Genomic DNA, 26183 nt, shown 5'->3' with positions numbered 1-26183 from the left:
GTCTGTGGACGACGGTCCGGTAAGGAAGATCAATATTTACCATCTGGCGCTAAAGCCGACAAAAAGGAGCATACCTGCCGCAGAATCCGGTCAACTAGAGCGTATTATTGATTTTTGATACATGAAGTCCAGTTCTTCTGACTAGTTCGGAGTGTCCGATCCGACCGTTCCGACCAACGGCCACTGTGGGACCGGATCTCCGATCCCGACACCCGGCTGACCAGGTCTTCCACCCGGAAAGGTCGGCCAGCCCCCCGGTTCGGCCGGTGGCGTCGGCCCGACCGGCACACCTGACCCGCCCGACCCGGCTGAACCTACCTGGCCACTCGCACCGTCCTGGCGGTCCGGTCCGGTCGACCTGCCCGGCTGGCCCGACGCCGACCCCGCCGGTGCGGTGGCAGCCGGCACCCCGGTGCCACTCGTCCGGCCCGTCGGCCTGGCGTCCTGTCCAGCCACCACCGTGAGCCCGATCACCGTGGACAGCAGCAGCGCCCCGCTGCCGGCCGCCGCGCCGAGCCGCAGCAGTCCTCGCTGCCGAACCGGCCGCGCCACCGGCCGCGACACAGCCGCCGACCCGGTCACCTCCGCCGACCCGGTACCGCCCACCGAGGCGGCGGTCACACCGGACGGACCGTGGCTACCGGCCGAACCGGACGCCGACGCTGTCCGCGGCCACCAGGTCACCGCGTCCACCGGCAGCACCGGCAGCGCCGGACGACCGTCGAGAGCCGGCTCCAACCCGCGCAACCGGGCGGCCAGCGACGCGGCGTCGGGCCGGCGGTCCGGCTGCGGATCCAGGCACTGCTCCAGCAGCGGCCACGCCGCCGACGGCCACCCCGGCGGCGGCACCGGCACACAGCGGCCGTGCCGCGCCAACACCTCGTCGGCCGACCCGCCACGGTACGGGGTACGTCCACACAGCAGCTCGAACAGGACGATCCCGAGGGCGTACACGTCCGACGCCGGACCCGAGGCCCCGCCGGCGGCGATCTCCGGTGCCGCGTACTCCGGGGTCGCCAAGGTCGACCGTCCGACCACCGGGACCGACGTCGCCCGCGCCGCGCCGAAGTCGATCAGCCGGACCCGGCCGCCGTCGGCCGGCACCAGCAGGTTCGCCGGTTTGACGTCACCGTGCACGATGCCCTGCTGGTGCAGATAGGCCAGCGCGGTGGCGACCTGCGCGGCGACGTCGACCGCTGCCGCCGGCGGCAGCGGTCCGCCCCGACGCAGCCGGGTCCGCAGGTCGTCGCCGTCGATCAGGTCGAGCACCAACGCCGGCTGGTCCGCGACCGTCGTACGGGCACGCAGCCGGATGACGTTCGGATGGTCCAGCCGCGACAGCAGCGTCGCCTCGGTACGGAAGCCCTCGACCAGATCGGCCTGCCCGGCCGACTCCGGCCGCAACAGCTTCACCGCTACCGGTACGTCCTCGCGCAGGTCGTGCGCGCGGTGGACCGCACCGATCGCACCCCTGGCAATCTGGGCGCCGAGCCGGTACCGCTGTGCCGGCGGCTGCCCACCCGTCTGCTCACCATCCACGTCGCTGACGGTAGGGCGGCGGACGCCGCCGCGCCGTCACCGAACCGACGCTTGGCACGAACCGGGGATCGGGATCAGCCAGCCCGGACCGGACCGGCGGGAACGGCCGGATCGGCGGGAACGGCCGGATCGGCGGGAACGGCCGGATCGGCCGGATCGTCGGCCTGGTCCGGACGGCTCGGCAGGGTCCGCCCCAGGCAGATCAACGCGGTGAACGACCCGGCGAAGAGCACCACCAACGCGGAGTTGATCCGGCCGGCGTCGGCCATGGCCTGGAACGCCTCGTCGGTCTCGCTGAACGACCGGGCCAGGCCGAGCAACTCGGCACCACCGACCCGGGTGATCAGCTCGGCCACCAGCAGCAGCACGCCCGGCGCGGCCCCGGCGACCAGGTACGTCGGCCACGGCAGCCTCGTCGTCGACCGCCGCGACGCCCCCGCCAACCAGCCGAAGGCCACCGCCCCGGCGATCGCACCGGCCAGCAGCGCACTCACCCACACGATCCGCGACTGCGCCGCCAGCACCGACGCCGCTGTCTGCCCGGCGCCGAACAGCTCCAGCAGCGGGCCCTTGAACAGCTCACGCGCGGTGATCGCGACCGCGACGGCCAACCCGGCGGCGGCACCGGCCGCGGTCAGCAGCCCCGCCCACCGGTGCAGGCCGGCCAACGTACCGCCGACGGTGGCGCCGGCGAACAACGCCCAGCCGAGGATGGTGACGGCGGAGCCGCCGCGCCCGTCGCCGAACACCAGCGCGGCCGCGGCGACGGCACCGGTGAGCGCACCGGCGGCGACCGCCACCAGCAACCGGGGCAGCACGGTCGCGTCGAGCCGGCGCGCCGTGGCACGGCGTACCGCCTGGGCCACGCCGGCCCCCGCGAGCAGCGCCGCGAAGATCACCGCCGGCAGCCCGTACGCGGTCTCGGTGACCGCCAGCACACCGTCCGTGGAGGCCGCCAGGGTGGCGAGCACGGACCAGATCAGCAGCGCCAGCCAGGCCAGGGTCAGCCCGGCAAGGGTGACCGCCGTCACCACCGAGTTCGCCGGCCGGGGCACGGGCGCGACATCGGCCGGAACCAGACCCGCGGCGGCGTCGGCCGGAACCGGATCGGCGGCGACAGCCGGCACGGACTGGCTGGTCAACGCGGTCACCCCCTGCTGGTGGTCATGGCGCTAGCGCCGGTTGCGACCAGGGTACGCGGACCAGCGCCCCGCCCCGACGCCCCGTGCGACGATGAGACGACGGATCCGCCGCCGTGGCCGCCCCACCGGGTACCCCGACGGATCCGGTTCCGCCGACGTTGTCGAGATCACGCCAGGAGCTGTGATGGACGCCGTACCCACCACCCCCGCCCCCCGTAACGAGCCGATCCGCGACTACGCGCCGGGCAGCCCCGACCAGGTCGGCCTCAGCCGCCGGCTGGCCGAACTGTCCGACGCCCGCATCGACCTGCCGATGACCATCGGCGGCCGACAACGGATGGCGGCCGGAGCACCGATCGACGTGGTGATGCCGCACCGGCACCGGCACATACTCGGGGTCACCGGCAACGCCGAGCCGGCCGACGCCGAGGCGGCGGTGGCAGCGGCCGGACAGGCCGCCCCGGGCTGGCGGGCCCTGCCGTACGCCGAACGGGCCGCGGTCTTTCTCCGCGCCGCCGACCTGCTCGCCGGCCCCTGGCGGGACACCCTGAACGCGGCCACGATGCTCGGCCAGTCCAAGACCGCCTACCAGGCGGAGATCGACTCGGCCTGCGAACTGATCGACTTCCTCCGGTTCAACGTGCACTTCGGCCACCAGGTGCTGGCCGAGCAGCCGCAGTCGGCGCCCGGGGTCTGGAACCGGTTCGACCACCGGCCGCTGGAAGGCTTCGTGTACGCGGTCACCCCGTTCAACTTCACCGCGATCGCCGGCAACCTGCCGTCGGCACCGGCGCTGATGGGCAACACGGTGGTCTGGAAGCCGGCGCCGACCCAGCAGCTCGCGGCGCACTTCACGATGCGGCTGTTCGAGGCGGCCGGGCTGCCGCCGGGAGTGATCAACATGGTCACCGGGGACGGGCTGGCCGTCTCCGACGTGGTGCTGGCCGACCGGGACCTCGCCGGCATCCACTTCACCGGCTCGACCCGGGTCTTCCAGCAGCTGTGGCGCACCGTCGGGGAGAACATCGGCCGGTACCGGTCGTACCCGAGGCTGGTCGGCGAGACCGGCGGCAAGGACTTCGTCGTGGCGCACCCGAGCGCCGACCCGGACGCGCTGCACACCGCCCTGGTCCGGGGTGCCTACGAGTACCAGGGGCAGAAGTGCTCGGCGGCGTCCCGCGCGTACCTGCCGAAGTCGCTCTGGACGGCCGGCCTGCGCGACCGGCTCGCTGCCACCGTCGAGTCGCTGACCTACGGCGACGTGGCCGACTTCGGCAACTTCGGCGGGGCGGTGATCGACGCGCGGGCCTTCGCCCGGCACGCCGCCGTGCTGGACAAGGTCCGCGACGATCCGTCCTGTCAGGTGCTGGCCGGCGGTACGGCCGACGACGGCGAGGGCTGGTTCGTCCGGCCCACCCTGCTGACCTGCACCGACCCCGGGCATGAGGTCTTCACCACCGAGTTCTTCGGCCCGATCCTGGCGGTGTCGGTCTTCGACGACGACCAGTTCTGGGACGTGGTGGCCCAGGCGGAGTCGGTCGCGGCGTACGCGCTGACCGGGTCGGTGTTCGCGACCGACCGCCGGGTCATCGCCCGGGCCAGCGAGACGCTGCGGTACGCGGCCGGCAACTTCTACGTCAACGACAAGCCGACCGGTGCGGTGGTCGGGCAGCAGCCGTTCGGCGGTGGCCGGGCCAGTGGCACCAACGACAAGGCCGGTTCCTGGCACAACCTGCTGCGGTGGACCTCACCGCGCACCATCAAGGAGACGTTCGTGCCGCCGGTCGAGCACCGCTACCCGCACATGGGCTGAGCCGGACGGCGCTGAGCCGGACGGCGCTGAGCCGGACGGCCCGGTCGGCTGGCTGGCTCGCGGGCTGGCCGGCTGGCCGGCCCGTGCGGGTCAGGAGAGCAGGTCCAGCTCGGAGACGTCGTACCACTCCAGCTCGTGGTCCTCGGCGCCGTCCACGACGAACTGGGCGTCCGGGTCCCCGGCCGCCGCCTGGGACACCGCGTCGGCTGCCGCGGCCACGTCGTCGGTCGCCTCGTCGCCGTCGACGTGCACCGCGGCGACCGAGGCCAGTGCGATCGGACCGACCAGCGCGACGCTGCTCGACCCGAGTTCCGCCACGGCGCGCTTGACCGCGTCCGCCGGCAGGTCGACGGAGACGACGACCCGTCGGCGGGGCGCGGTCGGGTCGTCGTGCAGCAACCGCAGCGACTCCTGGGCGGCCCGGGTGAAGGCGACGTACTCCAGTTCCTCCTCGTCGCCCTCGACGTACCACTCGCGCAGGGCCGGAGTGACGGTGTGCGCGGCGTCGACGGCGAGCTGGCCGTCGCGGCGCAGCGCGCCGAGCGCCGGCAGGGTGGCCGGTACGTAGACCCGGAGCTGGTTGTCGGGCACGGTCTCCCCCACTGAAGTCGTCGCTGAGCAATGTACGCCGCCCGTCGGCTCCGTCGGGCGGCGATGGCACACTGAACCGACCGACGTAGACGAGCCGGGAGTCACCGTGGAGCCGAGGTTCCTGCAGTTGTCCGACGTCGCCGCCGAACTCAACGTATCCGACTCGCAGGTCTACCACATGGTCCGCAGTGGCGAGTTGCCCGCGATCAAGATCGGTGGACGCGGACAGTGGCGGGTGGAGCGTGCCCGGCTGGAGGAGTACATCCAGCGCAAGTACGCGGAAACCGCCGAGTGGGTGCAGGGCAACCCGTTGATCGAGCGCGATCCCGAGTAGTCGGCGCGACCCGGGTCACCGGCACCACCGGGCACGAGCGCGCCGTGCCGCTTCACGAGTTGTCTGATCACCGTCAATGCGAGGCGTTGACGGAGGGTGTCATGCTGACTTCAAATTGATCTGCCGAAAGCAAACGAAGGCAAACGCAAGATCAACTGGAGGACGGATGGCTGTCCCGACTCGGATCCGGCGTCCACCGATCCGGCTGCGGCCCGCGCCGCCGCTGGATCCACCCTTCATCGACGAGTCTGCGGACTTCGTCGTCCACCCGGGCGTACAGCTGGCTCTGGACCTGACCGGACCGAGCACCGCGCCGGCGCCCCGCCGGCCGGCCGAGGCGCCGCAACCACCGGGCACGCCGCAACCACCGGGCACGCCGCCGGTCGGGCTTCCGGCTCCCGGCCTGGCCGGGGCGTCGCCGGAAGCCCGGCGGGCGGCGCAGCGGTTCCTGTCGGCGGCCGTCGAGATCATCAACGGTTTCCGACCGGTGCCCCACGCCCGCCGGCTGGCCGCTCCTGCTCAGGCGTCGGTGATCTGCGCCCAGCTGACCGTCGCGGCCCAGCGGGCCCGCACCCCGGACCGGCCACCGGGTGCCGTCCGCAACCGGGGCCCTCGGCCGACGGCCCCATCGACCGGTCGGGGCGACCAGCGCGGCGAACTGCTCCGGGTCCGCCAGCTACGGATCTGTGAACCGACGGCGGGCGTGGTGGAGACCGCCGCCGTGCTCGGCACCACCAGCCGCAGCTGGGCACTGGCGTTCCGGCTCGAACGGCAGGCGGACGCCTGGCTCAGCACGGCCGTGTATCTCGTCTGAGCCAGGGCGTCCGTCGGGCGACGCAGCCGCGCCGCCGGGGTCGTCAGGTGCCACAGCTGTGGTGCCGGGATCGGTCAGGCGACGCACCTGCGACGCCGGGAGCGGTCAGGCGCCGGGCGAGCCGTGGCAGCGCTTGTACTTCTTGCCCGAGCCGCACGGGCAGGGGGCGTTGCGCGACGGCCCGTTGCTGGCGACCGCCTGGCCGGGCGCGGCCCGGCGGGCGTTGCTCACCGGCACCGGGGGGCCGGCGGCGGGCCGGCCGGCCGGCGTCGGTCGAGCGCCGGAGGTCGGCCGGGCCGACGACGGGGTGCCGCCGAGACCCAACGCCGGAGCCTGCTGCACCTGCACGCCGCCGTCGGAGCCGGCAGCGCCGTCGATGGTCGGCGACACGTACTGCAGTCGCTGCGGTCGGGGAGCCGCCTCGATGCCCTTGGCCCGGACCTGGACGTCGCCGCCGTCGGGCACCGGCACCTGGGTGCCGGGCCGGTCGCCGCCCGCCGCCGCCGGTGCGGACTGCTGCTGCACCTGCACCTCGACGTTGAACAGGAACCCGACCGTCTCCTCCTTGATGCCGTCCATCATGGTGGCGAACATCGCGTAGCCTTCCCGCTGGTACTCGACCAGCGGGTCCCGCTGGGCGTACGCCCGCAGGCTGATGCCTTCCTTCAGGTAGTCCATCTCGTACAGGTGTTCCCGCCATTTGCGGTCGATCACCTGCAGCAGGACCATCCGCTCCAGCTGCCGCAGCGCGTCGGCGCCCAGCTCCTCCTCCCGGCGCTGGTACGCGGCGTGCGCGTCCTGCAGCACCTGGACCCGCAGGAAGTCGGCGTCGACGGCACTGCGCTCGCCGCCGGCCTCCTCGACCAGCTCGTCGACGGTCATCCCGACCGGGTACAGCTGCTTGAGGCTGGACCAGAGCTGGTCGAAGTCCCAGTCCTCGGCGTACCCGTCGGCGGTGGCGCCGTCGACGTACGCACCGACCACGTCGTCGATCATCTTGGTGACCTGGCCGTGCAGGTCCTCGCCGTTGAGCACCCGCAGCCGCTCGGCGTAGACCACCTGACGCTGCTTGTTGAGCACCTCGTCGTACTTGAGGACGTTCTTACGGGTCTCGGCGTTCTGACCCTCGATCTGCGCCTGGGCGTTCTTGATCTGCCGGGTCACCATCTTGGACTCGATCGGCACGTCCTCGGGGATGTTGAAGCGCTCCATGACCGCTTCGACCGCGCCCGCGCGGAACCGCCGCATCAGCTCGTCCTGCAGGGACAGGTAGAACCGGGACTCGCCCGGGTCACCCTGCCGGCCGGACCGACCGCGCAGCTGGTTGTCGATCCGGCGGGACTCGTGCCGCTCGGTGCCCAGCACGTAGAGACCGCCGACGGCGGCGACCTCGTCGGCCTCGGCGGCGCAGGCCTGCTTGACCTGCGGCATGATCTCCTCGAACGCCTTGGCGTACTCCTCGGCGTGCTCGACCGGGTCGAGTCCGCGCTGGCGCAGCTGCGCGGCCGCCTGGTACTCGGGGTTTCCGCCGAGCAGGATGTCGGTGCCCCGGCCGGCCATGTTGGTCGCCACGGTGACCGCGCCCTTGCGCCCGGCCTGCGCGATGATCTCGGCTTCCTTGGCGTGGAACTTCGCGTTGAGCACCGCGTGCGCGATGCCCCGGCGGCGCAGCAGCTGGGACAGGATCTCCGAGTTCTCCACCGAGACGGTGCCGACCAGCACCGGCTGACCGACGGCGTGCCGCTCGGCGATGTCCTCGACGACGGCGTTGAACTTGGCCTTCTCGGTCTTGTAGATGACGTCGGCCCGGTCGATGCGGACCATGTCGCGGTGGGTCGGGATGGTGACGACACCGACGTTGTAGACCTTGTTGAACTCGCCCGCCTCGGTCTGGGCGGTACCGGTCATGCCGGACAGCTTGCTGTAGAGCCGGAAGTAGTTCTGCAGGGTGATCGTGGCGAGCGTCTGGTTCTCCTGCTTGATCTCGACGCCTTCCTTGGCCTCGATCGCCTGGTGCATGCCCTCGTTGTAGCGGCGCCCGTGCAGGATCCGGCCGGTGAACTCGTCGACGATCAGGACCTCACCGTCGTTGACGATGTAGTCCTTGTCCCGCTTGTAGAGCTCCTTGGCCTTGATCGCGTTGTTCAGGTAGCCGACCAGCGGCGTGTTGACCGACTCGTACAGGTTGTCGATGCCCAGCCGGTCCTCGACCTTGGCGACGCCGCGCTCGGTGACCGCGACGGTCCGCTTGGCGTAGTCGATCTCGTAGTCGCCCTCGCCGTCCTTGCCGACCTGCATCCGGCCCACCACGGCGGCGAACTCGCCGTACCAGCGGGCGGAGTGCTCGGCCGGGCCGGAGATGATCAGCGGGGTCCGGGCCTCGTCGATGAGGATCGAGTCGACCTCGTCGACGATGGCGAAGTTGTGCCCGCGCTGCACCAGGTCGTCCTTTGACCAGGCCATGTTGTCGCGCAGGTAGTCGAAGCCGAACTCGTTGTTGGTGCCGTAGGTGATGTCCGCGTGGTACGCGGCCCGATGCTCGGCCGACGGCCGGTTCGGCAGGATCACGCCGACGGTGAGGCCGAGGAACTCGTGCACCCGGCCCATCCAGGCGGCGTCCCGCTCGGCCAGGTAGTCGTTGACGGTGACGACGTGCACTCCCTTGCCGGACAGCGCGTTGAGGTACGCCGGCAGCACCGAGGTCAGCGTCTTGCCCTCACCGGTCTTCATCTCGGCGATGTTGCCGAAGTGCAGCGCCGCGCCGCCCATGATCTGCACGTCGTAGTGGCGCTGGCCGAGCACCCGCGACGCCGCCTCGCGGGCGGTGGCGAACGCCTCCGGTAGCAGGTCGTCGAGCGATTCGCCGTCGGCGTACCGCTGCCGGTACTGGTCGGTCAGCTCGCGCAGCTCCGCGTCGGTGAGGTCGACGTAGTCGTCCTCGATCGAGTTGACGGCCGCGGCGACCGCCTTGAGCCGGCGGACCATGCGGCCCTCGCCGGCGCGGAGGACCTTCTCAAGAATCGACACGGATCAACGCTCCCCTAGACGGTGTGCGTCACTATCGTAGGCGCACCAGTCGGGCTGACGGCAGTCGCAGCCGGCTTCTCTGCACGGAAAGAGCGACAAACCGGACCATGCCGGCCAGGCCGGCCGGCATAACCGTTTCGCCCTGCGCGAAAGCTGGGCCAGGATGGGCCGGTGGAACCCGTCGAGATCACCGAAGGCGGCGTCCGGCTGCGGATGTTCCTGCCCGACGACGCCCCCGCCGTCGCACAGGCCTGCGACGACCCGCTCACCCAGCGGTTCGTCCCCGGCATGCCGCAGCCGTACACCGTCGCCGAGGCGATGCACTGGATCACCGAAGGCTCGACCGGGGCGTGGGCCGCCGGCGGCGCCGCCTGGGCGATCGCCGACCCGGCCACAGATCAGCTGTACGGCTGCGTCGGGCTGAGCCGGGCCGTGCCGGAGCGCCGCCAGATCGAGGTCGGCTACTGGATGGTGCCCCGCTGGCGCGGACGCGGGCTCGCCACCGCCGCCACCGTCGCCGCCACCCGACACGCTCTCACCAACGGATTCGACCGGGTGGAGCTGCTCACCGACGGCGAGAACGTCGCGAGTCAGCGGATCGCGCTGGCCGCCGGCTTCACCCGCGAGGGGATACGCCGGGGCGCGGCGCTCGGGCCCACCGGCGGTGCACCTCGGGACGATCTCGTGGTCTGGGCCCGGCTGGCCGACGACCCGCCCGGCCCGACCCCACGCCTGCTGCCCGACCTGCCCGGTGGCGCGCTGACCGACGAGGTGGTGCGGCTGCAGCCGCTGGTGGCCGCCGACACCGAGTTCACCTACGCCCTGCAGACCTTGCCGGACGTGGTCGCCACCAGCGTCCCGTCGGTGGTGCCGACCCGGGCCGACGTGGCGACGCAGTGCGCCCTGGCCGGCAGCAGATGGCTCGCCGGACACCGGGCCGACCTGGTGATCAGCGACGCGGCGACCGGTGAGCCGGCCGGCCGGCTCGGCCTCTACCACCAGGAGCCGCAGACCGGGCAGGCGATGATCGGCTACTCGCTGCTGCCCCGGTGGCGCGGTCGCGGCTACACCACGCGGGCGGTCCGGCTGGTCGCCCGGTGGGCGTTCGACCACACCACGATCGCCCGGCTGATCGCCGGCGCGGCACCGGGCAACGTCGCCTCGCAGCGGGTCCTGGAACGGGCCGGGTTCCGCCGGGAGGCGGTGCTGCGCGGCCGGCTTCCCGGTCCGGACGGCACCCGGGTCGACGACGTCCAGTACGCCCTGCTGCCGCAGTGGCTGGCCGAGAGCCAGCCGTGAGCACGGTCCGCCCGGTGCCGGTACCCCGGCACCGGGCGGGACACGGATCAGTTGGTCGGGTGTGTCAGGTCAGTTGCGTCAGGTCAGTTGGCTGGGCGCGTCAGGTCGTGGTCGGCTCGGCCAACGCCATGACGCCGTAGTCGTAGCCCTTACGGCGGTAGACCACGCTCGGCCGGCCCGATTCCTTGTCCAGGAACAGGTAGAAGTCGTGACCGACCAGTTCCATCTGGAAAAGCGCGTCGTCGACCGTCATCGGGTCGCCCGGGTGTTCCTTTTCCCGGACGATGTGCCACGGCTGGTCGTCGTAGGCGTCGTAGGCGTCGTGCTCATCGTGGGTGGTGTCGGGGCCGGGGCGGTCTAGCACGGCCACCGAAGCGGCGGGTTCCTCGGTCGGCTGAGCCGGCGGCAGCGGGGCGAAGCCGTTCAGCCCGGCGGTGGGCAGCCCGGCGGTCGCCTCGGCGACCGACACCGGGGCGTGTCGACCCCGGTGCACCCGGCGGCGGTCGGCGGCCCGGCGCAGCCGGGTGTCCAACTTGCTGATGGCGGCGTCGAGCGCGCTGTAGAAATCCTTGGCGCAGGCCTCGGCACGAATGACCGGGCCGCGCGAAACGCAGGTGAGCTCGACCCGTTGGCAGTTGCCGGACTGCCGGGGGTTGCGCTCGTGGAACAACTCGACGTCGACGCGCATCAACTTGTGGTCGTACCGTTCGACCTTGGCCAACTTCTCGGCGACATGCACCCGGTAGTGCTCGGGAACCTCGACGTTTCGGCCTTTCACCACGATGTCCACGCGTGACCTCCTGAATACGATCAGACGACCGGTAACTGGTGGGGAATCGCCGACCGGTCCAGGTGCCACAGCGGGCCGGGCATCAACCGGTCGGGTCAGGTTTCGCACCTCCCTCCGGGACACCAGCGGTGGCTGTTCAACCACCTGTCATACCCCTGATAGGCACACGCTAACGCGCCGACGGCGCAACGTCATCAGTTCCGGGAAGACCGGAGCGCGAAGTTTTCCACATCGCGAACAGTGCCCAAGACCCGTGACCACAAGCGATTACTGCGAGTAACGGCGCCGTGTCGCGGCGAGCACCACGGCGGCGTACGGAGCCAGCCCTTGCGCGGTGAGCAGCCGGTCGACAGCGGCCAATGTCGAACCCGTCGTGACGATGTCGTCCACCACGATCACACAGCGTCGCGGGTCCGGCGGTCGACGCGTGTCAAGTCCGACCCGCCGGTGCCGGAAACCGGCGCGGGCCGACGCCAGCCGGCCGGCGCTGTCCAACCCCGCCGAGTCCGGTCGGGGCAACGCCCGCAACGGCCGGGCCACCGACACCCGCCACCCGTCGGCGCGCAGCGCGGCGACCGCGTACCGGGTGATCCGCCGCAGGTGGTCGCCGTGCCGGGCCCGCACGGCCGCAGCGGTCGACGGCACCGCGACGAGCAGCACCGGGCGGGTCCGGTCGGCGGCGGTGGCGGCCACCGCCGCAGCCAGCAGCCGACCCAACGGCCGGGCGAGCCGGTGCCGGCCCCGTTCCTTGTACGCCAACAGCAGTTCCCGCAGCACCCCGGCGTACTCGCCGAGGGCCACGCAGTCAGGCAGCCCGGGCGGGGCCGGGGTCGGCCGCACCGACCGGGGGCGCAGCCGCAGGACCTGGGCGACGCAGTCGTCGCACACCCCGTACCGCAGCCGCACCCGGACCTCGGCGGCGGCCCGGGCCGCCGCTGTCGACCCGCAGCCGGCGCACCGGGTCGGCAGCACCAGATCCACCAGAGAGGCCCAGACGTCGCCCACCAGGTAGGCCCAGACATCGCCCGGCACGCGCACGGTCCCATCGGTTGGCAGTGTGCATCAGTACAGGAAGAGGTGCATCAGTACAGGAAGAACGGTGCGCTGGGGGCCACGTCGTCGGTCCCGGATTCGGCGGCGGCCGCCAGATCCACCCCCTCCACCTCCTCCAGCCGGATCTGTTCGCTCGGTTCGAAAATGTCGTACGGGATGCCGTTGGCCACGTACATCCGGGCACCGACACTGGCCGGCGCACCGGGGACCTGATTGGCCGGGTTGGCCGGATAGCCGGCCAGGTGCGTCACGCTCGCCCCACCGAGGTCCCGCAGGGACCGCGTCTCGATCGCCCCGTCGACCGTCACGTCGTAGAGGGTCACCCGACCGTCCGGGTTGGTGCCGGCCACCACCACCAGCGTCTCCGCCACCCAGTCGACCTGGGTGATCTCGGACAACGAGGTGGGCACCGCACGCGGTGGCAGCACCTCGACCTTGTCGTCGCGGCCGAGCGCGGCCACGTAGAGCTGCCCGCCGACGACCAGGGCGATCCGATGCCCGTCCGGCGCCACACCCACCGACTGCACCGCACCGTCGACGCCGGGGATCGTGACCGGTTCGACCGCACCGGTGCCCACCCGGAACGAGTACAGGCCGCCGTCGGCGACGATCAGCCCGACGTCGCCAGGTGTCTTCAGCCACACCGGCCGGCCGATGGCGCCGAACGCCCGGGTGCTGGTGTCGAAGCTGGTGCCGGCGCCGGTCGCCGCGCCGGTCACCAGACGCTGCCCGTCGCCGCTGCGGACCACCAGCGCCGCGTAGGTGCCGCCGCCGGCCCGGGTGAAACCAGCGGCGACGACGTCACGGTTGACCTCCTCGGTGAGCACCGGGACCGGCTCGCCGCTGCGCGCCGAGCTGCTCAGCCGGTGCACCTCGCCCTGGTAGACGGCGAACCGTTCGGGCGTCTCCGCCAACGCCTCACTGGCGTTCATCGCGCGCAGATCCGCACCCCGGAAGACCTTCGGGTTCTGACCCTGGATCGTCAGCTCCAGGTCGTTGCTGAAGTTCCCCTGCCCCAGCGACCACATCAGCTGGGCGGCGAGCCGGTCGAGCTGGCGTTCGTCGGTCGACGCGGCGGCGTCGGCGACCAGGGTCACCTTGAGCTGGTCGCCGGTGTCCGGGACGTTGCCGCCGGCGCGCAGCCCGCTCGGTAGCGCCTGCACCGCCGAGGCGAGCCAGTTCGACGGGCCGCTGATCAGCGCCTCCAACAGGACGGTGCGACGTCGCTCCGCCGGCACCGCCGCCGGCAGGTACCGCAGGTCCGGCACCAGGGCCCGTTGGCTGGTGTCCCAGAAGTAGATGGTGCGCTGCAGGTAGAAGGACTTCAGCGCGTCCTCGCTGAGCAGCAGCACCGACGGTGGGTCGAAGATGAACTTGCCCTGCTCCCCGACGACCGAGCCGACCCGGAAGGTGTACTCGGTGAACTCGGGCTCCTGGGCCGGCAGCGGTTCCAGGGCACCGTTGGGACGCAGCAGCCCCACCTGCTGGACGGTGAGCGCCACCTCCTCGACACCGGCCTCCGCCCGGGTGATCTGCGGGCGTTCCCGCAGCCGCACCACGGTCAGCACGACCTCCGGGTTCGGGACACGGACGTCGTCGCGGTGCACCGGAGCGACGAACTCCCGGACCTGCTCGACCGCCCGTTCCGCCTCGACGGCGGGTGCCTGCAGGAAGTTCTCCACGAACGACTCGGTGTTGTTGCGTTCGTCGAGCCGCGAGGCCGGTGTCTGGGTCCCGCCGCTGCCGGTCGGCAGCCCGGGTGCCGGGCCCTGCCCGTCGACGCGGACCTCGGTGTACTCGGGGATGCCGCACCCGGCGAGCAGCACCGCCGCCACCACCGGGACGGCCAGTAGCGGGGTCGCCAGCAGGCGGCTGCGCCAGCGATGTCTCATGACGGTGCCCCCGCCCCGGTCACCCCGCCGGCGGGCGTCACCACGACCCGGCCCGGCTCGTCGTCGACCGCCCCTGAACCGTCGCCGGCGACGCGCCCGCCGTCGGCCGCGTCTGATGTGTCGTCGGCCGGCGTCGTGGCCTGTTCCGGCACCGCGCCCCGGTCGGTCGGCACCAGCCGCAACGGGGCGGACCGGAGCCGGTCCCCGGCCCGCGCCGGCAGGGTGAGCCGGAACTGCGCCCCCTGGCCCGGCGCGCCCCAGGCCTCCAGCCAACCACCGTGCAACCGGGCGTCCTCCACGCTGATCGACAGACCGAGACCCGTCCCACCGGTCTGCCGGGCACGCGACGGGTCGGCCCGCCAGAAGCGGTTGAACACCAACTTCTCCTCCCCTGGGCGCAGCCCCACTCCGTGGTCGCGGACGGTCACCGCGACGGCGGCGTCGTCCATGCCCAGCGTCACCACCACCGGGCGGCCCTCACCGTGCTCGACCGCGTTGCCGAGCAGGTTGCGCAGCACCCGTTCCACCCGCCGCGGATCGACCTCGGCGATCACCGGGGTGTCCGGCAGTCGCAGCTCGACGCGGACCCCCAACCGCTCGGCCAACCCGTCGAGGCGGTCGACCACCCGGCGTACCACCGGGACCAGATCGGTCGGCTCGACGTCGAGCACCGCGAATCCGGCGTCGAACCGGCTGATCTCCAGCAGGTCGGTGAGCAGGTTCTCGAACCGGTCCAGCTCGGTCTGCAGCAGTTCGGCGCTGCGGGCCACCGCCGGGTCGAACCCGTCCCGCTCGGCGAACATCAGGTCGGCTGCCATCCGTACGGTGGTCAGCGGGGTCCGCAGCTCGTGCGACACGTCGGAGGTGAACCGACGTTGCAGCCGCGACATCTCCTCCAGGCGGGTGATCTGCCGTTGCAGGTTCGTCGCCATCTGGTTGAACGACGCCGCCAGCAGGGCGAGGTCGTCCTCGCCGTCGACCACCATCCGCTGGTCCAGCAGGCCGGCGGAGAGCCGCTGCGCGGTGCGGGCGGCCACCCGTACCGGGGTCACCACCAGCCGGGTGACCAGGGCCGCGAGCAGCCCGAGGAGCATGACCAGCGCGAGCCCGGTGATCAGCACGGTGGTCCGGATCTGGTTGGCGGCCTGGTCCTGGGTGGTCAACGGCGCGAGATAGTAGAGCTCCACCTGGCCGAACTTGGTCGGCACCGGTGACCCGTAGACGAGGTACTTCGCCCGCCCTTCGCCCAGGTCACCCGTGCGGATCTGCTGCGCCTGGGCACCGGAGCCGACCTGCTCGGCCAGCTCCGGGGTGATCATGCCGCTGGCGTCCACCGCCGGAGAGATCGCCGAGGAGATCAGCGGGTAGCTGCTCGCGGTCATCACGACCACCACCCCGCCCCGCTGGTCGGGGTCGCCGCCGGCGAGGGTGCCGACGATCTGTTCGAAGGTGACCCGCAGCTGCGGATCGAAATACTGCGGATGCACGCTCATCTGCTCGGCGGCGTAGTCCCGGCCGTGTTCCAGCCGGCGCTGGACGTCCTCGCGGGCCCGGTCGAGCAGGATGTTGGTGCTCTGCGAGGCGACCATGTAGGCGAAGCCGCCGACCAGCAGCCCGGAGGCGACCAGGGTGATGGTGACCACCCGCAGCTGCAGTGACCGACGCCACATCCGGTTGGCCGCCACCACGACCAGCCGGATCCGGGCGGCCGCCAGCTCCCGCGCCGGGCGCAGGGCACCGGTGACGCGGGAGAGCAGGACGGATGCGGTACGGAGTCGGCCAGCCACAGTGCGACCCAGGCTAGCCGGTGCCCGCCTTGTAGCCCACGCCCCGAACGGTGAGGATGATTTCGGGTCGTTCCGGATCCGGCTCGATCTTGGCCCGCAGGCGCTGCACGTGCACGTTCACCAGCCGGGTGTCCGCCGCGTGCCGGTAGCCCCAGACCTGCTCCAGCAGCACCTCCCGGGTGAAGACCTGGCGCGGCTTGCGGGCCAGCGCGACCAGCAGGTCGAACTCCAGCGGGGTCAGCTTGACCTCCTCACCGTCGCGGCTGACCGTGTGCGCCGGCACGTCGATGGTGATCTGGTTGCCCGGTGGTCCGATGGTCAGCAGCTCAGGGGCGACGTCCTCGCCGCGCCGCAACCGGGCCCGCATCCGGGCCACCAGCTCCTTGGGCTTGAACGGCTTCACCACGTAGTCGTCGGCACCGGACTCCAGGCCGAGTACGACGTCCACGGTGTCGCTCTTGGCGGTCAGCATCACGATCGGGATGCCGGACTCGGAGCGGATCGCCCGGCACACGTCGATCCCGCTCATCCCGGGCAGCATCAGGTCGAGCAGCACGATGTCCGGCCGGTTCTCCCGGAACGCGGCGAGCGCCCGCTCCCCGTCGGCAACGAACGACGGCAGGAAACCCTCGCTGCGCAGCACGATACCCATCATCTCCGCCAGGGCGGGATCGTCGTCGACAACCAGCACGCGGGCTCTCATGTGACCAATATTCCATCCCGCCTCCACCGGCGGGGGACCGCCACCGCCGACGAACCGCCCAGGCGGCCGCGCTCCCGACATTTACGGCGGTCGCCCGCCCTGCCGTGGCGGGTAGCGGCCAACGTGCCACGATGGGACGCTGACGCCCCGTGCATCACGGTCAACCACCTCGTCACCAGGAGTCCCGGGTGAATCAGGCCGGCCCGTCCGACGTGCTGCCGCTGCGCCCGCTCACCACGGGCGAGGTGCTCGACGCCGCGGTCGGTCTGCTGCGCGGTCACGCACCGGTGCTGCTGGCCGCCGGCGCGCTGCTGGCCCTGGCCGAGCAGCTACTGCTGCTGCCGCTGCGCGAGGCCGCCGGCGCGACGCCGCCGACGTACCTGCCGACGTGGCACCGGTTCGGGCACTACTGGCTGTTGCTGGCCGCCGGGGCCGCCGTCGAGGTGACGATCATCGCGCTGCTCGGTGGGCTCACCTCCCGCGCCGCCGGGGCGGCACTGCTCGGCCGGCGGCTACCCGTACGTCGGTTGCTCGATCCACGTGGCGGCCGGTTCGCCGGGGTCGTCCTGGTCGCCGGGGCCGCCGGTACGGTCATGTTCACCGCCGCGCTGGCCGGGCCGGTCTGGTTCGTGGCGTACGCGATCCTCGGTCTCGCCGTACCCGCGCTCGTCCTGGACCGGCTCCCGGTGTGGCAGACGCTGGCCCGCTCGTCGGTACTGGCCTGCCGGGCCGGGCTGCGCGCCGGACTGATCCGGATCCTCGGCTACCTGATCTGGTTCGCGATCCGCGCCGGACTCGGACTGGCCGCGCTGAACCTGGTCGACCCCGGATCGCCGTGGTTGCTGGCGGCGACGGTGGCCGGCTGGACCATGATCAACGCGCTGGTCTACCCGACCCTGGCCTGCCTCGACGCCGTACTGCACGTGGAGACCAGGATGCGCACCGAAGGGCTCGACATCGCCCTGCGCCGCACCGCCGCCGTCCGTGACCGGCCCGCACCACCGTTGGCGGTCGGTACGTGAGCGCGTCGCTGAGCCGCTGGTGGACCGAACGGGTGGCCGCCGTCGGCGACGTACTGCCACTGCCGCTGGCCGCGCTGCTGCTGGTGGCCGGTGCCGCCATCCTCGGTGCCGGCTGGTTCAGCTGGCCGGCCTGGCGGCCCCGGCGGCGGCCCGGCCGGCTGCATCCGTGGGCCTGGCTGCGCCGGTTCAGCTGGTCGGCGGCGTCGGCCCCGGTACGCCGGTTGGCGGCGTTCGGGGTCCGCGCCGGCCGTGCCGTCGCCGCCGCGTACCGGCGGCTGACCGTCCGGGCCGTCCGCCGCTGGCTGGCCAGGCTCGACCCGCGTCGGCGCCGCCGGTCGGCGACCGTGTCCGCCGGCCCGGTCGCACCGGCGCGGCCGCACCCGCCGGACGGCCCGCCGGACGGGCTCGCCGACCGGTTCGCCGCCCAGGGTCGGTACGCCGAGGCGGTCCGGGAACGGCTGCGGACGATGATCCGCGACGTCGCCCAGCACGGCGTGGTCGCCGACCGACCCGGCTGGACGGTCACCGAACTCGCCGACGCGGCCGGGCAGGCGGCACCGGCGGCCCACCCGGCGTTGGCCGAGGCCAGCGGAATCTTCAGCGAGGTCTGGTACGGCAGGCGCCCGGCGCGGGCCGGGCACGACCAACGGATGCGGGAACTCGCCGACCAGCTGCGTGCCGCCCTCGGCCCGACCACGCCGGGGGCGCACCGATGACCCGTACCGGCAGCGGCACCGCCGCCCGGTGGCGCTGGCTGCGGCTCGTCGTCCCGTTCGTGCTGGTCGGCGGCCTGTTCGCCGGTACGGCGGTGGCGTACCACCGGACGCACCCGGACCCGACCCGGCCAGGTTTCCTGTCCCCGACCAACGTCGGCCCGCACGGCGGCAGCGAGCTGGCCGCCGCACTGCGCGACGACGGTGTCACCGTGCTCCCGGCCAGCGGGACCGTCGACGCGCTGCGGGCCGCCCAGGCCAACCCGAGCACCCTGTTCGTCCCCGCGCCGACCCTGGTGCACCCCGACTATCTGCAGGTCCTGACCCGGCTGCCGGCCGGCACCCGGGTGCTGCTGGTCGACCCGCCGGCCCGGCTGCTGCGCGGCAGCCCGTTGCCGGTCGACACCGCCGGCCGGCGGTGGGCCGCGCGGGCGGCGGGACCGGGCGTCGACGGGCGACGCTGCGTGGTGCCCGAGGTGGCCGACGCGGGACCGGCGGCGACGGTACGGCAGCGTTACACCGCCCCGTCCGGGGTCGACCCGACCCGGTTCGACCTGTGCTTCGACGCCGCCGTGGCCCGGCTGGCCTGGGGTCAGGTGGAGCTGGTGGTGGCCGGCGCGAACGACCCGTTCCGCAACGACCGGTTCGGCGAGCACCGCAACGCGACGTTCGCCGCCGGGCTGCTGGGCACCAGGCCGCAGGTGGTCTGGCTGGATCTGGCCCGGCCGGACGCGCCGCCGCCGACCCGCGACGCGGCGCCGCAGCCGCCGGTCTACCTGCCGCCGGAGGATCCGGGTTCCAGCCCCAGCGCGAGCGCCACGCCGGCAGCCGGGCGACAGTTTCCGGCCCCCGACGCCACCGCGCCGTCGGACAATCCCCTGTGGGGTGCCTTCCCGCCGTGGTTCTGGGCGTTGCTCGCCCAGCTCGTCCTTGCCGCGCTGGTACTGGTGCTGTGGCGGGCCCGCCGGTTCGGCCCGGTGGTGGCCGAGCCGTTGCCGGTGACGGTGCCGGCAGCGGAGACCCTGCTGGGGCGGGGGCAGCTCTACCGGCGGTCCCGGGACCGCGCCGCCACGGCCGGTATCCTGCGTACCGCCGCGTTGGACCGCGTCGTCGCGTTGCTGGACCTGCCGGACCGACCCCGGCCGGCGGAGATCGTGGCGGCGGTCGCTGCCCGGACCCCGGCGTCGGCCGCGCAGGTCGACGCCCTGCTGTACGGCCCGGCGCCGACGACCGACGGCGAGCTGCTGGAGCTGACCCGGCGGCTGGCGGCCCTACCGGACGACCTCGCCGGGCCGGTCCACCCGACAGCCGGGCCGACTGCCCCGGCACCCCGGTCCCCATCCGCGATCGAAGGAGAGCCCCGGTGAGCCAACCCAGTGCGGTCGGTCCGGTCGACGTTCTGACCACCGACAGTGACGCCGCGCGGGCCGCGCTGCGCCGGCTGTGCGCCGAGGTGGCCAAGGCCGTCGTCGGGCAGGACGCGGTGGTCACCGGCCTGGTCATCGCGCTGCTCTGCCGGGGGCACGTCCTGCTCGAGGGGGTGCCCGGGGTCGCCAAGACGCTGCTGGTACGGGCCGTCGCCGCCGCCCTGGACCTGGACGCCAAGCGGCTGCAGTTCACCCCGGACCTGATGCCCGGCGACGTCACCGGATCACTCATCTTCGACCCGCGTACGGCGGCCTTCACCTTCCGGGAGGGGCCGGTCTTCACGAATCTGCTGCTCGCCGACGAGATCAACCGCACGCCGCCGAAGACCCAGTCGGCGCTGCTGGAGGTGATGGAGGAACACCAGGTGTCGGTGGAAGGGGTCCGTCGGCCGCTGCCGGCGCCGTTCATCGTGGCCGCCACCCAGAATCCCGTCGAGTACGAGGGCACCTACCCGTTGCCGGAGGCCCAGCTCGACCGGTTCCTGCTGAAGCTGGCCGTACCGCTGCCGAACCGGGACGACGAGCTGGGGGTGCTGCGCGCGCACCACGCCGGCTTCGACCCGGGTGACCTGGCCGCCGCCGGGATCCGCCCGGTCGCCGGGGCCGCCGATCTGGCGGCGGCCCGGCACGCCGTCCGGCAGGTGCAGGTCAGCGAGGGGGTCTTCGGCTACATCGTGGACCTGTGCCGGGCGACCCGCACGGCGCCGGCGCTGGAGCTCGGGGCCTCGCCGCGTGGCTCGACCGCGTTGCTCAACACCGCCAAGGCGTGGGGGTGGCTGGCCGGGCGCGACTACGTGACACCCGACGACGTGAAGGCGGTGACCCGGGCCACCCTGCGGCACCGGATCCGGCTGCGGCCGGAAGCGGAACTGGAAGGCGTCACCGCCGACGGCGTACTCGACTCGGTGCTCGGCACCGTCGCGACGCCCCGGTGAGCGGGTCGGCACCGCCGCCGGCGTCCGGCTGGTCGCGATGGTGACCTGGCGGGCGGCGGCGCTGCTCGGCATCGGCGCGACGACCCTGCCCTGGTGGCCCGCCCCCTGGTGGGGCCTGCTGGTGATCACCACGTCGGTGGCCGCCCTGACCGTGCTGGACGTGGCGTTGGCCGCCCCGCTGAGCCGGCTCGAACTTGGCCGCGACGGCGACCGGACCGTCTGGTTCGGCACGTCGGCGACGGTGACGGTGCGGCTGCGCAACGGCTCCCGGCGGCGGGTGCGGGCGCAGGTCCGCGACACCTGGGTCCCGTCCGCCGGCGCCGTCGCGGACCCGGTCGGTGCCGCGGTCAAGGCCGGCCCGGACAGCGCCGGCGCCGACGCCGACGCCGTGACGGCCGGCGGCGGCGGCGACGGCGGCGGACCGGTCTGGCGGGTACGGCTGGCACCGGGTGCGGTCGCGGCGCTACCTGCCAGGCTCACCCCGACCCGGCACGGCGACCGGTCCGCCGTCGAGGTGACCGTCCGGTCGGCCGGCCCGCTCGGGCTGGCCTTCCGGCAACGACGCGGGCACCCGCCCACTCCGCAGTGGACCGTACGGGTGCTGCCGCGCTTCGACGCACGCCGGCTGCTCGCCGAGAAGCTGGCCCGGCTGCGGGTGATCGACGGGATCCGGGCCACCCGGGGCCGTGGCCAGGGCACCGAGTTCGACAACCTTCGGGAGTACGTCGTCGGCGACGACGTACGGTCGATCGACTGGCGGGCCAGCGCCCGCCGGTCCGACGTCCTGGTCCGGACCTGGCGCCCGGAGCGGGACCGCCGGGTGATGTTCGTGCTGGACACCGGGCGGACCTCGGCGGCCCTGATCGGTGACCAGCCCCGACTCGACGTCGCGATCGACGCCGCGCTGCTGCTGGCGACCCTGGCGAACCGGGCCGGCGACCGGTTCGACCTGATGGCGGCGGATGCGAAGGTCCGGGCGGCGATCTGGGGCGTGAGCCGGCAGGCGCTGCTGCCCCGACTGGTCCAGACCCTGGCCGGGCTGCAACCGGCGCTGGTGGAGACGGACTACGAACTGGTCGTCGGGGAGATCCTGCGGCGGGAGTCCCGACGGTGCCTGGTGGTGCTCTGCACCGCGCTGGAGCCCGGCGCGCTCGGCGACGGACTGCTGCCGGTGCTGCCCCGGCTGGCCGCCCGCCATCAGGTCGTGGTCGCCGGCATCGGGGATCCGACGTTGCCGGCGACGGTGGACGCACCGGTGCACAGGGTCGCCGACGCCTACCTGGCCGCCGCGGCGACCCGGACCGTCACCGAGCGGGCCCGGGTGAGTGCGGTGCTGCGCCGGTACGGGGTGGCGGTGCTGGACGCCTCGGCGCCGACCTTCGCCGGCCGTCTGGCCGACCTCTACCTTCAGCTGAAGTTGCTCGGCCGGCTCTGAGCCCGGTCGGTCGACCGGTCGGCCGGCCCGCCGCCGGAGCGGTCCGCGCCCCGGCGGGTGCCGCGTACCAGCACGTAGCCGAGGAAGGCCAGCCAGGCGGTCGCGCCGACGGCGACCCGCAGCCAGGTCGGCAGCGGGGCCGGCGTCACGAAGGCCTCGATCAGCGCGGCGACGGCGAAGACCGGCACCAGCCCGAGGGCCACCCCGACGCCGGAGAGCCCCGCGTCGGCGACGGCCCGGCTGCGGCTCGCCCCGGCCGGCGGGGCGAGCCAGGCACCGCCGACGCGCAGCCCGACCCCGGCGGCGACGAACACGCCGGTGAGCTCCAGCAGCCCGTGCGGGGTGATCAGGCCGAAGAAGACGTCCGCGCGGTCGTAGGAGATCATCACGCCGCCGGTGACGCCGATGTTGAGGGCGTTCACCCACAGCAGGTAGAGCACCGGGACCACCAGGATCCCGGCGGCCAGGCACTGTGCGGCCAGCCAGGCGTTGTGCGTCGACAGCTGGGCGGCGAAGTTGGGGGCCGCGTACCGGGTGTAGTAGCCGGCGAAGCTCGATTCGGCGAGTTCCGCCGCGGCCCGGTCGCCGATCAGCGCCCGGGCGCTGTCCGGGTTCCCGGCGACCCACCACATCAGGAATCCGGTGAGTGCGCAGAACGCCACCGCGACCGCACCCCACCACGGGGCCGCCCGGAGCACCGCCTGTGGGAACCCGGTGGCGACGAACTGGCCGAGAGCGCGCCAGCTGGACCGGGGGCCGGTCGTCAGCCGGGACCGGGCGGCCAGCACCAGGGTGGTGAGCCGGGCGACCAGCGCCGGGTCGGGCGAGCGGCTGCGGACCACCGACAGGTGGGTGGCGGTACGTTGATACAGCGCCACCAGTTCGTCGACCTCGGCGACGGTGAGCTGCCGGCCACGGGTCAGCTGCTCGAGCCGCCGCCACTGCGGCTCGTGCTCGGCCACGTACGCGTCGAGGTCCACGGCCACCTCCCGTCCCATAGTGTTCACTGGCAGGGTGAGTGCGCACGCATCCGGGGGGACCAGGCTGGTCGGCGGTGAGGCCGTCGAGGTCGAGGTACGGCTGGCCCGGGCCGGTTCCCGGATCCTGGCGCTGCTGGTGGATCTACTGGTCCAGGTGCTGATCGCGCTGCTGCTGGCGGTGGTGGCCGGGGTGGGGCTGGCGTCGCTGCCGTCGTCGGTCGAGGTGGACGACGCGCTCGGGCAGGCGGTGCTGACCGTGGGCGCGGTCCTGGTTCTGGTCGGCTACCCGGTGCTGTGCGAAACCCTCGGAAACGGCCGTACGGTCGGCAAGCGGGCGGTCGGGATCCGGGTGGTCCGCGACGACGGTGGCCCGCCGCAGTTCCGGCACGCGCTGACCCGCAACCTGGTCGGGGTGGCCGCCGAGTGGCCGGGGTTGCTGCTGCCGCCGCTGACCTGGCTGGCGAGCCTGGTGACGCTGATGTCGAACAGTCAGGGCAAACGGCTCGGGGATCTGGCCGCCGGGACGATCGTGGTCCACGACCGGGCTCCGGCGTCGTGGGGCTGGGTGCCGGGGATGCCGTCGGCGTTGGCCGGCTGGGCCCGTACCCTCGACCTGACCCGGCTCGACGACGAGCTCGCGCTGTCGGTGCGGCACCTGCTGACCAGGGGGCACGGGTTCGCCGAGCCGGCCCGCTCGGAGCTGGTGCGGCTGGTCGCGGCGGACGTCGCCGCGGTGACCACTCCCCCGCCGCCGCCCGGGGTGCCGGGGTGGGCGTACCTGGCGGCGGTCCTGGCCGAGCGGCACCGCCGGTCCGGGCAGCGGCTGGTGCGTGGCCGGGCGGCGACCGCCGCGCTCTGGCCGGAGTTGGCGGGGCTCAGCCCGGCGCGGACCGGCGCGCTGCGGCCGGCGGCGCCACCGTCCTGGGCCGATCCGGTCCGCGCGCCGGATCCGGCGGGTACTGCGGTGCCGGCCGGTGCGGTGGTGCCGACGCAGCGTGACGCGGCGCAGTGGCCACGGGGCAACTGGCCCCGGCCGCCGTGGATGGGACCGACCAGCGAACAACCGGACTGGACCGGGGTACGGCGGCCGCCGGTCGCCAGCACGCTGCGCCGCGCGCCGGTGCGGGAGCCGACGGGTCCGGGGCCGGACGGCACCTGACGGATCCGGGGCCGGGCGGCACCTGGCAGGCACGGTACTGCGGTAGAGCAGTATTCCTCAGAGGAATAATTATTCCTCTGAGGTATATCGTTCGGACAGGTATCCCGGTGGGGTGCCGTCACGGAAGGTGACGTAACGGGCCAGGGTGGAATGCCGGTGTGGTGTGGCAGCATCGGTGCGGTGAAGGCATTCATCCCCTGGCTGGTCGTGCTGCTCCTGGTCATCGGCCTGAACGCGGTCGGGCTACGCCCGTTGGCCACTGCGCTGGCATTGGGCTGGCTGGTCTACTGCATCTGGACCTGGGTACGCCCGGGACGCCGCCCGTCGTAGCCGATTCAGGGCCGGACCGCGACACGCCGCGAGTCGGTAATTTCCGGATTAGCTTGACAGTCTGGCTACGCACTGCAAATCTACGACTACGTCGCGTCACGACAACGTCACGCTGACGCGCGGGGGAACCAAACCGGGGGGATGCGCGGGGCGGCTGCAGGTGAGCGGAGCGGACGCTCACCAGGCGGCCGCCCCGCGTACATGTCCCGGCAGGTTCACCGATGCGACGAACGCCTCACCCGCACCCGAGATCGTCAGCGACCCCGGTCGGGCCGGCCCGACCGCAGCCCGCCCCGGCGGTACGGCGACCGCCGCGACCCCGTCGTCAACGGTGACCGCGCCGGTGAGGCAGAGCACCACCCGGGGGCCGCCCGCCGCTACCGTCGCCTGTGACACGTCGGCGTCGAGCACCACCCGGTGCAGGCTGAACTCGGCCGCCGGCACCGGCCAGGTGATCACCCCGGGGGCGACCGACCGGGGCCGTACCACCGGCTCGTCGAGCACGTCGAAGCGCAACACCCGCAGCAGCTCGGCGACGTCGACCCGCTTGGGGGTCAGCCCGCCGCGCAGCACGTTGTCACTGGCGGCCATGATCTCGATCCCGGCGCCGCGCAGGTAGGCGTGCAGGTTGCCGGCCGGCATCCAGACCGCCTCGCCAGGGGCCAGCCGCACCTGGTTGAGCAGCAACGCGACCAGCACTCCCGGGTCGGCGGGGTAGTGCGTGGCCAGGTCGGTCAGCAGCGCACCGTCGGCGGCGTACCGGGCCGGCAGGCCGTCGACCGCCGCCACCGCCGCCGACACCAGCGCCGCCCGGTCGTCCGCCGGCCAGCCGAGCAGCGTCTCGATCGCTTCCGGCAGCCCGACGGTGCCGGTCCGCAGCGACTTGACCACCGGTTCCAGGGCGTCGAGGCGCAGCGCCGCCAGCGCCTGCGCGGACCGCGCCGGGTCCCGGAAGCCACAGAGTGCGTCGAACGCGCTGATCGCGACCAGCAGCTCCGGCTTGTGGTACGGATCGACGTAGTTGCGCACCCCGCCCTCGGCGCCACCGGACCGCTCGGCGGCGTACCGCTGCCGGGCCCGCGCCGCGTCCGGGTGGGCCTGCAGCGACAGCGGCGTCCGCGCGGCGAGGACCTTCATCAGGTACGGCAACCGGCCGTCGAACCGGGCGGCGGTCGACCCGCCCAGCCAGCCCTGCGGATCCTGGTCGATCAGCTCCGCCAGGCTGACCGGCACCCCGCCCCGCTCGACAGTGGACGGTGCTGCCGGGTGGGCGCCCAGCCACAGCTCCGCCTCCGGCCCCGGCGACGGGGACGGCCGGCCCTGCAACTGGGCGATGACCTCCCGCGACCCCCAGGCGTAGTCCCGGATCTGGCTGGTCAACAGTTCCACGACGGCCCT

General features: G+C 73.2%; 22 protein-coding genes. 11 read left to right on the top strand and 11 right to left on the bottom strand.

Annotation, left to right across the window (positions count from 1 at the left end):
- Positions 1-141 precede the first annotated feature (141 nt).
- A complete protein-coding gene (locus ACN28F_RS20775) occupies positions 142-1539 on the bottom strand; it encodes a serine/threonine-protein kinase (RefSeq protein ID WP_289209551.1) in 1398 nt (465 codons plus the stop codon).
- A 74-nt stretch (positions 1540-1613) separates the two neighbouring features.
- A complete protein-coding gene (locus ACN28F_RS20770) occupies positions 1614-2681 on the bottom strand; it encodes a hypothetical protein (protein ID WP_421359292.1) in 1068 nt (355 codons plus the stop codon).
- A gap of 184 nt (positions 2682-2865) precedes the next feature.
- Here ACN28F_RS20770 and pruA point away from each other — a divergent pair, with 184 nt between their 5' ends.
- Positions 2866-4494 carry an L-glutamate gamma-semialdehyde dehydrogenase gene (gene pruA, locus ACN28F_RS20765; protein WP_289209549.1) on the top strand — a complete coding sequence of 543 codons (1629 nt, stop codon included), beginning with the start codon at positions 2866-2868 and terminating at the stop codon, positions 4492-4494.
- 90 nt (positions 4495-4584) lie between these two features.
- On the opposite strand, the gene ACN28F_RS20760 is transcribed toward pruA, so the two are convergent.
- Positions 4585-5085 (bottom strand): DUF6912 family protein, encoded by a 501-nt coding sequence (locus ACN28F_RS20760; protein ID WP_289209548.1) that lies wholly within the window; start codon positions 5083-5085, stop codon positions 4585-4587.
- Between the two features lie 106 nt (positions 5086-5191).
- Here ACN28F_RS20760 and ACN28F_RS20755 point away from each other — a divergent pair, with 106 nt between their 5' ends.
- Both ACN28F_RS20755 and ACN28F_RS20750 read left to right on the top strand, forming a co-directional pair.
- Entirely contained in the window at positions 5192-5419 is a 228-nt protein-coding gene (locus ACN28F_RS20755) for a helix-turn-helix domain-containing protein (protein ID WP_289209547.1), read from the top strand.
- 166 nt (positions 5420-5585) lie between these two features.
- Positions 5586-6233 carry an Rv3235 family protein gene (locus ACN28F_RS20750; protein ID WP_421359289.1) on the top strand — a complete coding sequence of 216 codons (648 nt, stop codon included), beginning with the start codon at positions 5586-5588 and terminating at the stop codon, positions 6231-6233.
- A gap of 105 nt (positions 6234-6338) precedes the next feature.
- On the opposite strand, the gene secA is transcribed toward ACN28F_RS20750, so the two are convergent.
- Positions 6339-9260, bottom strand: coding sequence for a preprotein translocase subunit SecA (secA, locus tag ACN28F_RS20745; protein ID WP_289209545.1), 2922 nt, complete (start codon positions 9258-9260; stop codon positions 6339-6341).
- A gap of 171 nt (positions 9261-9431) precedes the next feature.
- Between secA and ACN28F_RS20740 the strand changes: the two genes are divergently transcribed.
- On the top strand, positions 9432-10559 hold the full coding sequence (locus ACN28F_RS20740) for a GNAT family N-acetyltransferase (protein ID WP_289209544.1): 1128 nt from the start codon (positions 9432-9434) through the stop codon (positions 10557-10559).
- 100 nt (positions 10560-10659) lie between these two features.
- On the opposite strand, the gene hpf is transcribed toward ACN28F_RS20740, so the two are convergent.
- The 5 genes from hpf to mtrA form a co-directional block, all read right to left on the bottom strand.
- Positions 10660-11349: a ribosome hibernation-promoting factor, HPF/YfiA family gene (gene hpf, locus ACN28F_RS20735; RefSeq protein ID WP_289209543.1), complete on the bottom strand. Its 690-nt coding sequence runs from the start codon at positions 11347-11349 to the stop codon at positions 10660-10662.
- Positions 11350-11616: 267 nt separating this feature from the next.
- Entirely contained in the window at positions 11617-12381 is a 765-nt protein-coding gene (locus ACN28F_RS20730) for a ComF family protein (RefSeq protein ID WP_289209542.1), read from the bottom strand.
- 50 nt (positions 12382-12431) lie between these two features.
- The gene (locus ACN28F_RS20725; RefSeq protein WP_421359285.1) at positions 12432-14294 is read right to left on the bottom strand and encodes an LpqB family beta-propeller domain-containing protein; all 1863 of its coding nucleotides are present in this window, start codon (positions 14292-14294) and stop codon (positions 12432-12434) included.
- Positions 14291-15964 carry an MtrAB system histidine kinase MtrB gene (gene mtrB / locus ACN28F_RS20720; protein WP_421361456.1) on the bottom strand — a complete coding sequence of 558 codons (1674 nt, stop codon included), beginning with the start codon at positions 15962-15964 and terminating at the stop codon, positions 14291-14293. Before mtrB ends, ACN28F_RS20725 begins: the two co-directional genes overlap by 4 nt.
- A 130-nt stretch (positions 15965-16094) precedes the next feature.
- Positions 16095-16784: an MtrAB system response regulator MtrA gene (gene mtrA, locus ACN28F_RS20715; RefSeq protein ID WP_282223809.1), complete on the bottom strand. Its 690-nt coding sequence runs from the start codon at positions 16782-16784 to the stop codon at positions 16095-16097.
- 188 nt (positions 16785-16972) lie between these two features.
- Here mtrA and ACN28F_RS20710 point away from each other — a divergent pair, with 188 nt between their 5' ends.
- Genes ACN28F_RS20710 through ACN28F_RS20690 form a run of 5 tightly spaced genes read left to right on the top strand, consistent with a single transcriptional unit; the run spans position 16973 to position 22316 of the window.
- Positions 16973-17806, top strand: a complete 834-nt coding sequence (locus ACN28F_RS20710) for a hypothetical protein (RefSeq protein ID WP_421359283.1) — start codon at positions 16973-16975, stop codon at positions 17804-17806.
- Entirely contained in the window at positions 17803-18522 is a 720-nt protein-coding gene (locus tag ACN28F_RS20705) for a DUF4129 domain-containing protein (RefSeq protein WP_289209539.1), read from the top strand. Before ACN28F_RS20710 ends, ACN28F_RS20705 begins: the two co-directional genes overlap by 4 nt.
- On the top strand, positions 18519-19886 hold the full coding sequence (locus tag ACN28F_RS20700) for a DUF4350 domain-containing protein (RefSeq protein ID WP_289209538.1): 1368 nt from the start codon (positions 18519-18521) through the stop codon (positions 19884-19886). Before ACN28F_RS20705 ends, ACN28F_RS20700 begins: the two co-directional genes overlap by 4 nt.
- Entirely contained in the window at positions 19883-20881 is a 999-nt protein-coding gene (locus tag ACN28F_RS20695) for an AAA family ATPase (protein WP_289209537.1), read from the top strand. The genes ACN28F_RS20700 and ACN28F_RS20695 overlap by 4 nt, the downstream gene beginning before the upstream one ends.
- A 37-nt stretch (positions 20882-20918) precedes the next feature.
- A complete protein-coding gene (locus ACN28F_RS20690; RefSeq protein ID WP_421359280.1) occupies positions 20919-22316 on the top strand; it encodes a DUF58 domain-containing protein in 1398 nt (465 codons plus the stop codon).
- On the opposite strand, the gene ACN28F_RS20685 is transcribed toward ACN28F_RS20690, so the two are convergent.
- The gene (locus tag ACN28F_RS20685; protein WP_421359278.1) at positions 22289-23314 is read right to left on the bottom strand and encodes a stage II sporulation protein M; all 1026 of its coding nucleotides are present in this window, start codon (positions 23312-23314) and stop codon (positions 22289-22291) included. The genes ACN28F_RS20690 and ACN28F_RS20685 overlap by 28 nt on opposite strands.
- 16 nt (positions 23315-23330) lie before the next feature.
- Here ACN28F_RS20685 and ACN28F_RS20680 point away from each other — a divergent pair, with 16 nt between their 5' ends.
- Both ACN28F_RS20680 and ACN28F_RS20675 read left to right on the top strand, forming a co-directional pair.
- A complete protein-coding gene (locus tag ACN28F_RS20680; protein ID WP_289209535.1) occupies positions 23331-24455 on the top strand; it encodes an RDD family protein in 1125 nt (374 codons plus the stop codon).
- 180 nt (positions 24456-24635) lie between these two features.
- On the top strand, positions 24636-24785 hold the full coding sequence (locus ACN28F_RS20675; protein WP_282223818.1) for a hypothetical protein: 150 nt from the start codon (positions 24636-24638) through the stop codon (positions 24783-24785).
- 177 nt (positions 24786-24962) lie between these two features.
- Here ACN28F_RS20675 and manA read toward each other — a convergent pair whose 3' ends face one another.
- Complete coding sequence (manA, locus tag ACN28F_RS20670; RefSeq protein ID WP_289209533.1) at positions 24963-26174, bottom strand: mannose-6-phosphate isomerase, class I; 1212 nt, start codon at positions 26172-26174, stop codon at positions 24963-24965.
- Between the last annotated feature and the right edge of the window lie 9 nt (positions 26175-26183).

Source organism: Solwaraspora sp. WMMA2101 (assembly GCF_049179175.1).
Classification (GTDB): domain Bacteria; phylum Actinomycetota; class Actinomycetes; order Mycobacteriales; family Micromonosporaceae; genus Micromonospora_E.
This window is presented reverse-complemented; position numbering and strand designations above follow the sequence as displayed.